Annotated in this window: 10 protein-coding genes; 6 read left to right on the top strand and 4 right to left on the bottom strand. The window is 63.7% G+C overall.

Features of this window, described 5'->3' with window-relative positions:
- Positions 1-6: 6 nt before the first annotated feature.
- Positions 7-3,456 carry a transcription-repair coupling factor gene (gene mfd, locus C4K40_RS10100; protein ID WP_053138633.1) on the bottom strand — a complete coding sequence of 1,150 codons (3,450 nt, stop codon included), beginning with the start codon at positions 3,454-3,456 and terminating at the stop codon, positions 7-9.
- A 353-nt stretch (positions 3,457-3,809) separates the two neighbouring features.
- On the opposite strand from mfd, the gene C4K40_RS10105 reads away from it, so the two are divergent.
- Positions 3,810-5,273, top strand: a complete 1,464-nt coding sequence (locus C4K40_RS10105; RefSeq protein ID WP_053138637.1) for a glyceraldehyde-3-phosphate dehydrogenase — start codon at positions 3,810-3,812, stop codon at positions 5,271-5,273.
- Positions 5,274-5,343: 70 nt separating this feature from the next.
- On the opposite strand, the gene C4K40_RS10110 is transcribed toward C4K40_RS10105, so the two are convergent.
- The gene (locus C4K40_RS10110; RefSeq protein ID WP_053138641.1) at positions 5,344-6,645 is read right to left on the bottom strand and encodes an MFS transporter; all 1,302 of its coding nucleotides are present in this window, start codon (positions 6,643-6,645) and stop codon (positions 5,344-5,346) included.
- 291 nt (positions 6,646-6,936) lie between these two features.
- Between C4K40_RS10110 and C4K40_RS10115 the strand changes: the two genes are divergently transcribed.
- Positions 6,937-7,932: an FAD:protein FMN transferase gene (locus C4K40_RS10115; protein ID WP_053138644.1), complete on the top strand. Its 996-nt coding sequence runs from the start codon at positions 6,937-6,939 to the stop codon at positions 7,930-7,932.
- 201 nt (positions 7,933-8,133) lie between these two features.
- The gene (gene sthA / locus C4K40_RS10120; RefSeq protein ID WP_031321327.1) at positions 8,134-9,528 is read left to right on the top strand and encodes a Si-specific NAD(P)(+) transhydrogenase; all 1,395 of its coding nucleotides are present in this window, start codon (positions 8,134-8,136) and stop codon (positions 9,526-9,528) included.
- A gap of 42 nt (positions 9,529-9,570) precedes the next feature.
- On the opposite strand, the gene C4K40_RS10125 is transcribed toward sthA, so the two are convergent.
- Complete coding sequence (locus C4K40_RS10125) at positions 9,571-10,293, bottom strand: glycerophosphodiester phosphodiesterase family protein (RefSeq protein ID WP_022643361.1); 723 nt, start codon at positions 10,291-10,293, stop codon at positions 9,571-9,573.
- Between the two features lie 50 nt (positions 10,294-10,343).
- Positions 10,344-10,931 (bottom strand): PilZ domain-containing protein, encoded by a 588-nt coding sequence (locus tag C4K40_RS10130; protein WP_031321328.1) that lies wholly within the window; start codon positions 10,929-10,931, stop codon positions 10,344-10,346.
- A gap of 94 nt (positions 10,932-11,025) precedes the next feature.
- Here C4K40_RS10130 and C4K40_RS10135 point away from each other — a divergent pair, with 94 nt between their 5' ends.
- The 3 genes from C4K40_RS10135 to C4K40_RS10145 all read left to right on the top strand — a co-directional run bounded on the left by C4K40_RS10135 (position 11,026) and on the right by C4K40_RS10145 (position 14,283).
- Entirely contained in the window at positions 11,026-12,276 is a 1,251-nt protein-coding gene (locus C4K40_RS10135; RefSeq protein ID WP_053138647.1) for a lipoprotein-releasing ABC transporter permease subunit, read from the top strand.
- A gap of 7 nt (positions 12,277-12,283) precedes the next feature.
- Complete coding sequence (lolD, locus tag C4K40_RS10140; protein ID WP_022643364.1) at positions 12,284-12,967, top strand: lipoprotein-releasing ABC transporter ATP-binding protein LolD; 684 nt, start codon at positions 12,284-12,286, stop codon at positions 12,965-12,967.
- A 71-nt stretch (positions 12,968-13,038) separates the two neighbouring features.
- Positions 13,039-14,283 carry a lipoprotein-releasing ABC transporter permease subunit gene (locus tag C4K40_RS10145; RefSeq protein WP_053138649.1) on the top strand — a complete coding sequence of 415 codons (1,245 nt, stop codon included), beginning with the start codon at positions 13,039-13,041 and terminating at the stop codon, positions 14,281-14,283.
- Positions 14,284-14,316: the final 33 nt, after the last annotated feature.

Here is a 14,316-nt window from a genome sequence, read left to right on the forward strand (position 1 = left end):
CGTCCTTCAAGCTGTTTTCGGGGTGAGGCTCTCAAGCAGGGCCTCCAATGTATTAAAGCGCTCTTCCGGGCGTTCCATCGGCACCATGAACTTGAACAGGGTCGCGCCTTCGAACTTGTAGCGCTTGGGCTGGCCCTGGATCAGCTTGATCAGCGCCAACGGGTCCACCGGCGTGTCCGCGGCGAACTCGATGCGCCCGCCCTGGGGGCCACCGTCGATCTTCTTGATCCCCAGTTGCTCGGCCTGGAGCTTGAGCTGGGTCAGGCGGATCAGGTTCTTGGTCGGCTCGGGCAGCAGGCCGAAGCGGTCGATCATCTCCACCTGCATGTCCTTCAGGCCATCTTCGTCGGTGGCCGAGGCGATGCGCTTGTAGAGAATCAGCCGGGCATGGACGTCCGGCAAGTAATCCTCGGGAATCAGCGCCGGCAAGCGCAGGTTGATTTCCGGGCCGCCGCCCAGGGGCTGGTCGAGGTTCGGCTGCTCGCCCTTGCGAATGGCCTTCACCGCCCGCTCCAGCATCTCCATGTACAGGGTGAAGCCGACGGCCTGGATCTGGCCGCTCTGGCCATCGCCCAGCAGCTCGCCGGCACCGCGGATTTCCAGGTCGTTGGTGGCCAGCACGAAACCGGCGCCCAGGTCCTGGGTGTTGGCGATGGCTTCCAGGCGCTTTTCTGCATCCGTGGTGATCTGCTGGCGTGGCGGGGTCAGCAGGTAGGCGTAGGCCTGGTGGTGGCTGCGACCGACGCGACCGCGCAACTGGTGCAGCTGGGCCAGGCCGAACTTGTCGGCGCGCTCGATGATGATGGTGTTGGCGCTGGGTACGTCGATGCCGGTCTCGATGATGGTCGAGGCGATCAGTACGTTGAAGCGCTTGTGATAGAAGTCGCTCATCACCTGTTCCAGCTCGCTCTCGCGCATCTGCCCGTGGCCGATGCCGATCCGCGCTTCGGGCACCAGTTCGGCGAGGTCGGCGGCGCATTTCTCGATGCTCTTCACATCGTTGTGCAGGTAGTACACCTGGCCGCCACGCAGCAGTTCACGCAGCAGGGCCTCCTTGACCGTGCTCTTGTTCTGCTCCATGACGAAGGTTCGCACCGACAGGCGCCGGGCCGGTGGCGTGGCGATGATCGACAGGTCGCGCATGCCCGAGACCGCCATGTTCAGCGTCCGCGGGATCGGGGTGGCGGTCAGGGTCAGGATGTCCACTTCGCTGCGCAGGGCCTTGAGCTGCTCCTTCTGGCGCACGCCGAAGCGGTGTTCCTCGTCGATGATCACCAGGCCCAGGTTCTTGATCTTCACATCGTCCTGCAAGAGCTTGTGAGTGCCGATGACGATGTCGATCTTGCCCTCGGCCAGGTCCGCCACGGCGGCGCTGACTTCCTTGGCCGACTTGAAGCGGCTCATGACCTCGACGGTCACCGGCCAGTCGGCGAAGCGATCGCGGAAGCTGTTGTAGTGCTGCTGGGCGAGCAGGGTGGTGGGGACCAGGATCGCCACCTGCTTGCCGCCATGCACGGCGATGAACGCGGCGCGCATGGCCACTTCGGTCTTGCCGAAGCCCACGTCGCCGCAGACCAGGCGGTCCATCGGCTTGGGCGAGAGCATGTCCTCGCGCACCGCTTCGATGGTGCTCTGCTGGTCCGGAGTCTCCTCGAAGGGGAAGCCGGCACTGAAGGTGGCGTAGTCGGCCTTGGGGTCGGCGAAGGCATAACCTTCCCGGGCCGCCCGGCGGGCATAGATATCCAGCAGCTCGGCGGCCACGTCGCGCACCTGTTCGGCGGCCTTGCGCTTGGCCTTTTGCCAAGCCTCGGAGCCCAGGCGGTGCAGGGGGGCGAGGGCATCGTCGCTGCCGGTGTAGCGGGCGATCAGGTGCAGGTTGGCCACCGGCACGTAGAGCTTGGCGCCCTCGGCGTACTCCAGGGTGAGGAATTCGGCGGCCTGGTTGTCGATCTCCAGGGTCGCCAGGCCCAGGTAGCGGCCCACGCCATGGTCGATGTGCACCACTGGCGCGCCTTCACGCAGCTCGGTGAGGTTCTTGATGACCGCGTCGTTGCTGGCGTCGGCGCGTTTCTCCCGGCGCCGACGCTGCATCACGCGCTGGCCGAACAGCGGGCTTTCGGCGACCAGCGCCAAAGCCGGCTCGTCCAGGGCCAGGCCTTCATCCAGGGGGGCGATGGTGATCGCCAGGCGCTCCTTGCTGGCGACGAAGTCCGGCCAGTTGTCGACGGTCCTGGGGCGCAGCTTGAGGCGCTCCAGCAGCTCCAGCAACACCTCCCGGCGCCCGGCGGATTCGGCGGTGAAGAGTATCCGCCCGGGGAATTCGTCGAGGAACCTGGAAAGGGCCGCCAGCGGCTGGTTGGCCTTGGCCTCGATGGCAAGATCTGGCAGCTCGCGCGCCGGGAAGCGCTCGCGGCCGACGCCGGTCTCGATGTCTTGCTGGCTGGCTACCACTCGTGGCCAGTTCTTCAGCCGGGCGAAGCAGTCTTCCACCGGCAGGAACAGCTCGGCTGGTGGCAGCAAGGGCCGCGAGGGGTCGATCCGGCGTTCTTCGTAGCGGTTGCGCACGTCGTTCCAGAAGTTTTCCGCGGCTTGCTCGATGCCCGGCAGGGAGAACACCTGGGTGTCCTGGGGCAGGTAGTCGAACAGGGTCGAGGTTTCTTCGAAGAACAGCGGCAGGTAATACTCGATGCCGGCGGGGGTGATCCCGCTGGTCAGGTCCTGGAAGATCGGGCAGCGGCGGAAGTCCACGTCGAAGCGTTCGCGAAAGCGTGCCTTGAAGCGGGTCACGGCTTCTTTCTGCAGGGGGAATTCCTTGGCCGGCAGCAGGCGCACCGAGTCGACCTTGTCGATGGAGCGCTGGTTTTCCGGGTCGAAGGTGCGCAGGGTCTCGATCTCGTCATCGAACAAGTCGATGCGGTAGGGCAGCTTGCTGCCCATGGGGAACAGGTCGATCAGCGCGCCACGCACGGTGAACTCACCGTGCTCGTAAACCGTGTCGACATAGCGATAGCCGCTGGCTTCCAGGCGGGTGCGCATCAGCTCCACGTCGAGCTTCTGGCCCACGTCCAGCACCAGGCTGCTGCCCAGCAGAAACTGGGTTGGCGCCAGGCGGTGCAGGGCGGTGGTGATCGGCACCACCAGCACGCCGTGCTCCAGTTCCGGCAGCCGATAGAGGCTGGCGATGCGCTGGGAAATGATGTCCTGGTGCGGCGAGAACAGGTCGTAGGGCAAGGTTTCCCAGTCAGGGAAATGCAGGACCGGCAGATCCGGGGCGAAGAAGCTCAGCTCCTGTTCCAGCCGGTCAGCGCTTTGGCTGTCGGCGGTCAGCAGGAGGGTGAAGCGCTTGGCGGCGCTGGCGGCTTCGGCGATGGCCAGGCTCAGGGCGGCACCGGGCAGATTGCCCCAGTGCTGTTTCCCGGTGGCGGCGGGGAGTAGCGGTAGACGCAGGACAGGCACGGACGGTCAAGCTCCAGGCGTTGCGACAAAGTCGGTAATTGTAACGGGCCGGGGTCGCCACTGTCAGTGGCTGATGTGTCGATTGGGCCAGTTAGGGAAAATGTAGTGGCAATGACAAAATAATCGGCTTTTGACGGCAAGATGTAGTGCCGATTTCGTGCGGTGTTACGGAGGGTTACGGACAGAAGGCCTGGCGCGGGTAAAAATTGGCGTCGCTGGAAGCCGCGTGTTTACTGGGCTGCAGCGCGGCGTCAATTTTTTTGCAAGGGCTTTTGTTACGTTCCGCACGACAGGCGCGCATTGCTAGAGGAGGCTCTGGGCGGCATAATGTAGCCCCTTTTTTCTGCCCCTACATGTGGAAGGTTCCCGTGACTCAGAAGCCCGACCAGTGTCTTGGTGAATGGATCGACCGTGAAGCACTCGCAGAAGCGATGATTCCGCTTATCGGTCAGCTCTACCGCAACAACAATGTGGTGAGCTCGATCTATGGCCGCAGCCTGATCAACCAGTCTGTCATCGCGATTCTCAAAGCTCACCGCTTTGCTCGCCATCGTCAGTCCGACGACAGCGAATTGTCCGTCCACGAAACGTTCCCTCTCCTGAAGGCCATGAGCGAGCTCAAGCTCGGCGCAGCCTCGGTTGATCTGGGCAAGTTGGCTGTCAAATTCAAAACCCAGGGCAATGGCCGCACCGCCGAACAGTTCGTTCGCGAAGAGCTGGCCGATGTCGTGGGCCAACAAAGCGCCTCGGCGCGCAAGGGCACTGACGTAGTGCTGTACGGCTTCGGTCGTATCGGTCGCCTGCTGGCGCGTATCCTGATCGAGAAGACCGGTGGCGGCGACGGCCTGCGCCTGCGCGCCATCGTGGTGCGCAAGGGCGCCGAGAACGACCTGACCAAGCGCGCCAGCCTGCTGCGTCGCGACTCGGTACATGGTTCGTTCAACGGCACCATCACCATCGATGAAGCAAACAACACCATCACCGCCAACGGCAACCTGATCCAGGTGATCTACGCCAAGAGCCCGAGTGAAGTCGACTACACCCAGTACGGCATCCACGATGCGCTGATCGTCGACAACACCGGTGTATGGCGCGATGCCGATGGCCTGGGCCAGCACCTGGCCTGCCCGGGCGCTGCCCGCGTGGTCCTGACCGCACCTGGCAAGGGCGCGCTGAAGAACATCGTGCACGGCATCAACCACGGTGAAATCACCCCTGACGACAAGATCGTTTCCGCTGCTTCTTGCACCACCAACGCCATCGTGCCGGTGCTCAAGGCCGTGAACGACCAGTACGGCATCGTCAATGGCCACGTCGAAACCGTTCACTCGTTCACCAACGACCAGAACCTGATCGACAACTTCCACAAGGGCAGCCGTCGTGGTCGCGCCGCGCCATTGAACATGGTGATCACCGAGACCGGTGCCGCCACCGCTGCCGCCAAGGCGCTGCCTGTGCTCAAGGGCAAGCTGACCGGCAACGCGATCCGTGTGCCGACGCCGAACGTGTCGATGGCCATCCTCAACCTGAACCTGGAAAAGGCCACCTCTCGCGACGAGATCAACGAGTACCTGCGCCAGACCGCCATGCACTCGGATCTGCACAAGCAGATCGACTTCGTCAATTCCCAGGAAGTGGTGTCCACCGACTTCGTCGGTTCGCGCCACGCCGGTGTGGTCGATGCTGAAGCCACCATCTGCAACGATAACCGCGTTGTCCTGTACGTCTGGTACGACAACGAATTCGGTTACAGCTGCCAGGTAGTGCGCGTGATGGAAGACATGGCTGGGGTAAACCCGCCAGCGTTCCCACGCTAAGCGTCTATCGATGTGAAAACGCCCCGACTTGTCGGGGCGTTTTTGTTTGTGGCGATTGCCCGCGATGGGTTTACTGAGCGCCGCCAGTCACGGCCGCCTGCGCGGTCCGCAGGGCATGGCGGTTGCCGTGGAACAGCACTAGGGTGGCGATCAGCCCCAGCACGGCGGCGCCGCTGAGCCAGATCCCGGGAGCGGCCTTGTTGTCCAGCACGTGGATCAGGTAGGTGCAGGCTGCCGGAGTGAAGCCGCCAAAGGTCGCGGTGGCCAGGCTATAGGCCAGGGAGAAACCGGTGGTGCGGACTTCGGCGGGCATGATTTCGGTCAAGGCCACCACCATGGCACCGTTGTACGAGCCGTAGAGGAAGGACAGCCATAGCTCGACGATCAACAGGTGGCTGAAGCTGGGGTTGGCCACCAGCCAGGACAACGCCGGATAAGCGGTGAGAATCGCCAGGATGGTGGCACCCAGCAGCAGTGGCTTGCGCCCGATCTTGTCCGACAGCGAACCCATGACCGGCAACCAGAAGAAGTTGGATGCGCCGATGCACACGGTCACCAGCAGCGAGTCCAAGTCGGACAGGTGCAATTCGGCTTTGCCGAAGGTCGGGGTGTAGGCGGTGATCAGGTAGAAGGACACGGTGGTCATCACCACCAGGGCCATGCCGGCGATGACGATGCCGAAGTTCTGGCCGATGGAGCGTACGATTTCCTGCAGGGTCGGACGATGCTTGCGTGCCTGGAATTCCGGGGTTTCCTCCAGGGAACGACGAATCATGAAGATGGCCGGCACGATCATGCAGCCCACCAGGAACGGTACGCGCCAGCCCCAGTCGCCCATCTGCTCCGGGCTCAGCCAGTGGTTCAGGCCTACGCCCAGCAAGCCGGCGAACACCACCGCGGCCTGTTGGCTCGCCGATTGCCAGCTGACGAAGAAGCCCTTGCGGCCGGGAGTGGAGATCTCGGCCAGGTATACCGACACGCCACCCAGCTCCACGCCGGCGGAGAAGCCCTGCAGCAGGCGGCCGAGCAGGACCAGCAGCGGTGCTGCCACCCCGAGGGTGGCGTAGCCGGGGACGCAGGCGATCAATACGGTGCCGGCGGCCATCAGCGCCAGGGTGATGATCAGGCCTTGGCGGCGGCCATGACGGTCGATGTAGGCGCCAAGGAAGATCGCCCCCAGGGGGCGCATCAGGAAGCCTGCGCCGAAGGTCGCCAGGGACAGCATCAGCGACGCGAAGGCGCTGTCGGCGGGGAAGAAGGTCTTGGCGATCGCCGTGGCGTAGAAGCCATAGACCATGAAGTCGAACATCTCGAGAAAGTTGCCGCTGACAACGCGAAAGATCGCCTTGCCTTTGCCCGTGGTCGTGGACATGTTTTGCACTCACTTTGGCTGTCTTGTTAGCAATCCCTGGTCATTGGTCGTCCTCACTGCAAAGGTGGGGGCGCGAGGCTGCACACTGAACAGTTTTGTAACAATATGTGTGTGGGCGGCGCCAGGCAACTAAAACTCTCGGTCATGGCCCGAGCCTCTGGTTCGTGGCTTTGCTATCGGCCTGGGCGCGCCGGGAACCTGGCGCCTGTCGCATAATGGCCCGTTGTTTGGCGGGCAGGCCCGGTAGGGCACGGATCGGAAGAGGTGGACTTGGCAGCTTGCAGGGGGTGGATGTGGTGCGTGGTGGTGGCGTCGCTGGCCGGGTGTGGCGCCGGGGAACGGCTGGAAACTGTCTCCGGTCCGACCATGGGCAGTACCTGGTCGGTGCAGTACGTCAAGCCGGAGGGCGGGCCTGCGGCCCCGGCGGTCAAGGCCGAAGTCGAGGCGATCCTGGCCGAAGTGGACCGGCAGATGTCCACCTATCGCAGCGATTCGGATATCGAAAGGTTCAATGGCTTGCCCGCCCACAGTTGCCAGCCCATGCCCGGGCCGGTACTGCAACTGGTCCGGCTTGGCGAGCAACTGTCCCGGGACAGTGACGGTGCCTTCGACCTGACGGTGGAGCCGCTGCTGGATCTCTGGGGATTCGGCCCGCAAGGGCGGGTCGAGAAGGTGCCGGACGTGGCAGCGCTGGCCCAGGTGCGCCAGCGTGTGGGGCATGGGTTGCTGCGCATCGAGGGCGCCCAACTGTGCAAGGACGCGGCGGTGGAGGTGGATTTCAACAGTATCGCTGCTGGCTACGCTGTGGATCGCATCGCGGCGCGGCTCGGGGAGCTGGGTATCTCCAGCTATCTCGCCGAGGCCACGGGCGAGCTCAAGGCGGCAGGGCGCAAGCCTGGAGGCGCACCCTGGCGCGTTGCCCTGGAGGAGCCCCGGGATGATCGGCAAGTGGCCGAGCGAGTGATCGCGGTGGACGGTTATGGCGTTTCCACCTCCGGCGACTACCGTCATTACTTCGAGCAGGATGGCCAGCGTTATTCCCCCACCTTCGATGCCCGGCTCGGCCGGCCCATTACCCACAAGCTGGCGGCGGTAACGGTGGTCCACCGCTCGGCGCTGATGGCCGATGGCTTGTCGACGTTGTTGCTGATCCTCGGTCCCGAGGCTGGTTGGGACTATGCAGAAAAACACGATATCGCCGCATTTTTTGTGCTGCGTGCCGATACAGGTTTCGTCACACGTGGCAATCCGGCGTTCGAGCAATTGTTCGCCGGGCAGGCCAACTGACCTTGCATGGGGTTGTGGGCGCCGTAGTGCAGGCAAAAGTAGCTTACGACGCGACCAAGGGTTAATGTGCGCGGCGTTGACGCTTCTATAGACTGTGCCCGGGTTCGTAACCGAGCCAAATTGATCCTTCATGTCGCTGGCCGCGGCATGATTTAGCCGTCGATGCCAAGCGGGCATCGCGGCCTGTTCTGAGGAGTACGCATGGCTGTCTACAACTACGACGTAGTGGTGCTGGGTTCAGGCCCCGCAGGAGAAGGTGCGGCGATGAACGCCGCGAAAGCAGGACGCAAGGTGGCGATGGTCGACAGCCGTCGCCAGGTCGGCGGTAACTGCACGCACCTGGGTACCATCCCGTCCAAGGCCTTGCGTCACTCGGTCCGGCAGATCATGCAGTTCAACACCAACCCGATGTTCCGGGCCATCGGCGAGCCGCGCTGGTTCTCCTTCCCGGACGTGCTCAAGAGCGCGGAGAAGGTCATCTCCAAGCAGGTGGCCTCGCGTACCGGCTACTACGCGCGCAATCGGGTCGACGTGTTCTTCGGTACCGGCAGCTTCGCCGACGAGCAGACGGTCGAAGTGGTCTGCGCCAATGGCGTGGTGGAAAAACTGGTGGCCAAGCACATCATCATCGCCACCGGCTCGCGTCCCTATCGCCCGGCGGACATCGATTTCAACCACCCGCGGATCTACGATAGCGACACCATCCTCAGCCTCGGCCATACCCCACGCAAGCTCATCGTCTATGGCGCCGGGGTGATCGGTTGCGAATACGCCTCGATCTTCAGCGGCCTTGGGGTGCTGGTGGAACTGGTGGACAACCGTGGCCAGTTGCTCAGCTTCCTGGACTCGGAGATTTCCCAGGCCCTGAGCTATCACTTCAGCAACAACAACATCACCGTGCGCCATAACGAAGAGTACGAGCGGGTCGAGGGTGTGGATAACGGCGTGATCCTGCACCTCAAGTCCGGCAAGAAGATCAAGGCCGACGCCTTGCTCTGGTGCAACGGCCGTACCGGCAACACCGACAAGCTGGGCATGGAGAACATCGGGATCAAGGTCAACGGCCGTGGCCAGATCGAGGTGGACGAGAACTACCGCACCAGCGTGCCGAACATCTATGGTGCCGGCGACGTGATCGGCTGGCCGAGCCTGGCCAGCGCCGCCCACGACCAGGGGCGCTCCGCTGCCGGCAGCATCGTCGACAATGGCAGCTGGCGTTTCGTCAACGACGTGCCGACCGGGATCTACACCATTCCCGAGATCAGCTCGATCGGCAAGAACGAGCAGGAACTGACCCAGGCCAAGGTGCCCTACGAAGTGGGCAAGGCGTTCTTCAAGGGCATGGCCCGGGCGCAGATCGCCGGTGAGCCGCAAGGCATGCTGAAGATCCTGTTCCACCGCGAGACCCTGGAGGTGCTGGGCGTGCACTGCTTCGGCTACCAGGCATCGGAGATCGTCCACATCGGCCAGGCGATCATGAACCAGCCGGGCGAGCTCAATACCCTGAAGTACTTCGTCAATACCACCTTCAACTACCCGACCATGGCCGAAGCCTATCGGGTAGCTGCGTACGACGGCCTCAACCGGCTTTTTTGAGCGGCTCCGGCCGGTGGCCTGAGCCGGCCGGGGAGACCGATTTCAGTAATTCTCGAGGGTGGCGCTGGCCAAACCGGGAAAGTCTGTAATCAGGCTGTCTACGCCGAAGTCGGCGAGCCTGCGCATCAGCGCTGGCTCGTTGACTGTCCACACTGACACATGCAGGCCCTGGCGCTGCGCCCGTTGCAGGCGTTCCGGGGTGCACAGGGTCCAGTTCAACGCAAGAATCTCGCAGCCATAGCTCTGGGCGACTTTCAACGGGTCGAGCCAGGCGTATTCGGCTACCAGTCCGCGGGACAGGTCCGGGGTCAGCTCCAGCGCGGCCTTGAGGACTTCGCGGGAACTCGAGGTCACGGTGACCTTATCCAGCAGGCCGAAGCGCTGGGCCATTTCGCGAATCGCCAGCACAGTGGTGGCGGCGCGGGTGCGCGAGGCGCTCTTGACCTCCAGCTGCCAGTGCTCGAAGTCGCATTTCTCGAACAATTCTTCCAGGCGTGGAATGGGGCAGGGGCTGACCCAGCCCGGCCCGCCCTTGCGCGCGTCGTAGGTCACCAGCTCGGCAGCGCTGTGCTCTACCACCTTGCCGCGTCGATCGGTGGTGCGCTTGAGGGTCGGGTCGTGGATCACCATCAGTTCCCCGTCCATGGACAGGTGCAGGTCGAGCTCGCAGCGGCGTACGCCGTGCTTGAGGCATTCCTGGAAGCTGGTCAGGGTGTTTTCCGGCGCTTCGCCCTTGGCGCCGCGATGGCCATAGATCAGGGTCACAATTGCTCCTTCAAGGGTGTGGTTGTTCTTCAGGGAGGGCCGGGCAGGGGTCAGCCGGCGGCTGGGTCGTTCTGTTCCCGGGCCTGGCGGCGTTGCTGGGCCTGTTTCTGCAGGATGTAGCGGGCCAGCAGCTGGCGCTGGGAGTCGGTCAAGGCTTCGAACTCGGTGCCGATCTCGAAGGTGCCGAAACCCTGGGGTTCGCAGTGGGTGACCTTGGCCCGCAGCAGCAGGCCCAGGGCCTGGGGCATCAACAGCAGCTTCACCGCCAGCTGGCTGCCGGTGGGATAGCACTGGTGATGGCTGAACTCGATGCCGCCTTCGGAGAGGATCACCCGCTGGGGTTCGCCGAACTTGCCCAGCACGGTCTGGGCCACCACCTGGCCGAGCAGGTCGATGCGCTTGTTCATGGCCTTGAGGTAGCTGGCCAGGGTGCGATCGCGCTCGCTGACCTGGCGTAGCAGGTGCTGGGATTCGAACTCGCTCAGGTGCAATTCGCTGAGCAGATTGAACAGCACGGACTCATCCTGCAACACTTCCTTGCTCGCCGCATCGTGGGCGGACAAGGGGCTAATTTCCAGTGCGATCGTGTCCTCGATACGGTAGTATTCGCGGCGATCTTCTTCATCTAATGTCGACATGGCGAACCCATGGTAGAGGCGGTGGTCTGAGTGTAAAGCTGCTTACCAGGCCTCGCCACAAGGACGTCTTCTTTTCCTCCGAACAAGCCCCGACATGTTCAGACCTCTGTTTGCTTTCATCGGCACGCGTTATACCCGTGCAAAGCGTCGCAACCATTTCGTGTCATTCATTTCCCTGACTTCGATGATCGGTCTCGCCCTCGGCGTGATCGTGATGATCGTGGTGCTGTCGGTGATGAATGGCTTCGACCATGAGATGCGCACCCGCGTGCTGGGCATGGTGCCCCACGCCACCATCGAATCCGGCGAGCCCATCAGTGACTGGCAGGGCCTGGCCGCCAAGGTCAAGGCCAATCCCCAGGTACTGGCGGTGGCGCCCTTCACCCAGATGCAGGGCCTGTTGACCAACAACGGCCAGGTGCAGAAGGTGTTGCTCAACGCCATCGACCCGGCCCAGGAACGCCAGGTCTCGATCATCGACCACTTCATGCAACAGGGACAGCTGGATGCCCTGGCGCCCGGCAGTTTCGGCATCGTCATCGGTGACAAGGCCGCCAACAAGCTGGGCGTCGGCCTGGGCGACAAGCTGACCTTCGTCGCCCCTGAGGTCTCGGTGACCCCGGCAGGCATGTTCCCGCGCATGAAGCGCTTCACCGTGGTGGGTATCTTCCACGTTGGCGCCGGCGAGATCGATGGCTACCTGGGCCTGACCAACCTCCAGGACCTGGGCCGCCTGCACCGCTGGAAGCCAGACCAGGTCCAGGGCTTGCGGTTGAAGTTCGACGACCTGTTCCAGGCGCCGCGCACGGCCTGGCAGATCGCCCAGGAGCTGGGCGAGAACCATTTCTACGCCCGTGACTGGACCCGCACCCATGGCAACCTGTACCAGGCCATCCGCATGGAAAAAGCCATGATCGGCCTGCTGTTGTTGCTGATCGTCGCGGTCGCCGCCTTCAACATCATCTCCACCCTGGTGATGGTGGTGAACGACAAGAAGGGCGACATCGCCATCCTGCGCACCCTGGGTGCCACGCCGGCGACCATCATGGCGATCTTCATGGTCCAGGGCACGGTGATCGGCGTGGTCGGTACCCTGATCGGCGCCGTGCTGGGCATGCTCGCGGCACTGAATGTCAGCGCTGCGATCGCCGGTCTCGAGCGCCTGATCGGACACAAGTTCCTCAATGCCGACGTGTACTTCATCGACTACCTGCCGTCCCAGCTGATGGCCGAGGACGTGTTGATGGTCTGCGGTGCGGCGTTGGTCCTGAGTTTCCTCGCCACCCTGTATCCTGCCTGGCGTGCGGCGCGCACCCAGCCTGCGGAGGCGCTACGTTATGAGTGAGTTGGGCATGAGTGAAAAAGCAATCCTGAGCTGCCGCGACCTGGGCAAGTCCTATGAGGAAGGCCCGGAGTCGGTGGTGGTCCTGTCCGGCCTGCAACTGGAACTGCATCCGGGCGAGCGGGTAGCCATCGTCGGCAGCTCCGGTTCCGGTAAAAGTACCTTGCTCAACCTGCTGGGCGGCCTGGATACCCCTTCCAAGGGCAGCGTCTGGCTGGCCGGCGAGGAGCTCTCGGCCCTGGGGGAAAAGGCCCGTGGCCAGCTGCGCAACCGCGCCCTGGGGTTCGTCTATCAGTTCCACCACCTGCTGCCGGAATTCACCGCCCTGGAGAACGTCTGCATGCCGCTGCTGATCGGTCGTACACCGATCCCGGAAGCCCGCCAGCGGGCCACGGCGCTGCTGGAGCGGGTCGGCCTGGCCCATCGTCTGGAACACAAGCCCGCCGAGCTGTCCGGTGGTGAGCGCCAGCGCGTGGCCATCGCCCGCGCCCTGGTGAACAAGCCGGGGCTGGTGATGCTCGATGAGCCCACCGGCAACCTCGATTCCCATACCGCCCAGGGCATCCAGGACCTGATGCTGGAACTCAGCACCTCGATGCGCACTGCCTTTTTGGTGGTGACCCACGACATGAACCTGGCCCGGCAGATGGATCGCGTATTGCACCTGCAAGAAGGTCACCTGGTCGCGATCTGACGCGACCGCACGCGGCGTCGGCGGCTCGTCGGCCGGCGCCGGGTCATTAATCTTTCCAGGGTGCCTTGCCCATGTTCCGACCCTTATCGATCTTTATCGGCACGCGCTACACCCGCGCCAAGCGGCGTAACCGCTTCGTTTCCTTCATTTCCATGACCTCGATGATCGGCCTTGCCCTGGGTGTGCTGGCGATGATCGTGGTGCTTTCGGTGATGAACGGCTTCCAGAGGGAAATGAGCTCGCGGATCCTCGGCATGGTGCCCCATGCCACCATCGTCGGGGTCAAGCCCATCGACGACTGGCAGCCGGTAGCCGCCGCAGCCTTGAGCAATCCGCAAGTCACCGCAGCGGTACCGTTCACCGAAATGGAGGGCATGCTGTCCTACAAGGGTGCGATGCAGCCGATCCAGATCAGCGGTATCGACCCGGCCCAGGAGGGCAAGGTCTCCATCGTCGCCCAGCACATCGTCCAGGGCAGCCTGCAGGACTTGAAGCCTGGCGAGTTCGGGGTGGTGGTCGGCGAGATCACGGCCCGGCGGTTTCGCCTGAATGTCGGCGACAAGCTGACCCTGATCGTGCCGGAAGTCAGCACGGCACCCGGTGGTATCACCCCGCGCATGCAGCGCCTGACGGTGGTGGGAGTGTTCAGGGTCGGTGCCGAGCTCGACGGTTCCATGGGCCTGATCCACGTGGTCGATGCCGCCCAGATGCAGCACTGGCAGCCCAACCAGGTGCAGAGCGTGCGCCTGGCGGTCAAGGACCTGTATGCCGCGCCGCAGGTCTCGGCGAACATTGCCAAGGACCTGGGGGCGGACTTCAGGGCCGATGACTGGACCCACACCCAAGGCAGCCTGTTCAGCGCGATGAAGATGGAAAAGACCATGATCGGCCTGCTCCTGCTGATGATTGTCGCGGTGGCGGCCTTCAACATCATCGCCACCCTGATCATGGTGGTGAACGACAAGGGCGCGGATATCGCGATCTTGCGCACCATCGGCGCCACTCCGCGGCAGATCATGGCGATCTTCATGGTCCAGGGGACGGTGATCGGCATCGTCGGCACCCTGATCGGCGGCGTGCTGGGCGTCCTGGCGGCGCTCAACGTGAGCGAGCTGGTGGGCTGGCTCGAACGCATCAGCGGCCAGCAGATCTTCAGCTCTGACGTGTACTTCGTCAGCAACCTGCCTTCGGAACTGCAGGGCGGCGATGTGGCACTGATCTGCAGCGCCGGGTTCATCCTGAGCTTCCTGGCGACGGTCTATCCCGCCTGGCGCGCCTCCAAGGTCGAACCGGCCCAGGCGCTGCGCTACTCCTGAGCCCAGGGCCCCTGCGCTGCGTCAGTGGCGCGG

Origin of the sequence: Pseudomonas sp. CMR5c (assembly GCF_003850545.1) — a bacterium.
Classification (GTDB): domain Bacteria; phylum Pseudomonadota; class Gammaproteobacteria; order Pseudomonadales; family Pseudomonadaceae; genus Aquipseudomonas; species Aquipseudomonas piscis.

Bases quoted from the DNA above. Each gene is read 5' to 3' on its own strand.
- C4K40_RS10105 (WP_053138637.1), top strand. From the start codon at position 3,810: ATGTGGAAGGTTCCCGTGACTCAGAAGCCCGACCAGTGTCTTGGTGAA.
- C4K40_RS10110 (WP_053138641.1), bottom strand. From the start codon at position 6,645: ATGTCCACGACCACGGGCAAAGGCAAGGCGATCTTTCGCGTTGTCAGC.
- C4K40_RS10115 (WP_053138644.1), top strand. From the start codon at position 6,937: ATGTGGTGCGTGGTGGTGGCGTCGCTGGCCGGGTGTGGCGCCGGGGAA.
- sthA (WP_031321327.1), top strand. From the start codon at position 8,134: ATGGCTGTCTACAACTACGACGTAGTGGTGCTGGGTTCAGGCCCCGCA.
- C4K40_RS10130 (WP_031321328.1), bottom strand. From the start codon at position 10,931: ATGTCGACATTAGATGAAGAAGATCGCCGCGAATACTACCGTATCGAG.
- C4K40_RS10135 (WP_053138647.1), top strand. From the start codon at position 11,026: ATGTTCAGACCTCTGTTTGCTTTCATCGGCACGCGTTATACCCGTGCA.
- lolD (WP_022643364.1), top strand. From the start codon at position 12,284: ATGAGTGAAAAAGCAATCCTGAGCTGCCGCGACCTGGGCAAGTCCTAT.
- C4K40_RS10145 (WP_053138649.1), top strand. From the start codon at position 13,039: ATGTTCCGACCCTTATCGATCTTTATCGGCACGCGCTACACCCGCGCC.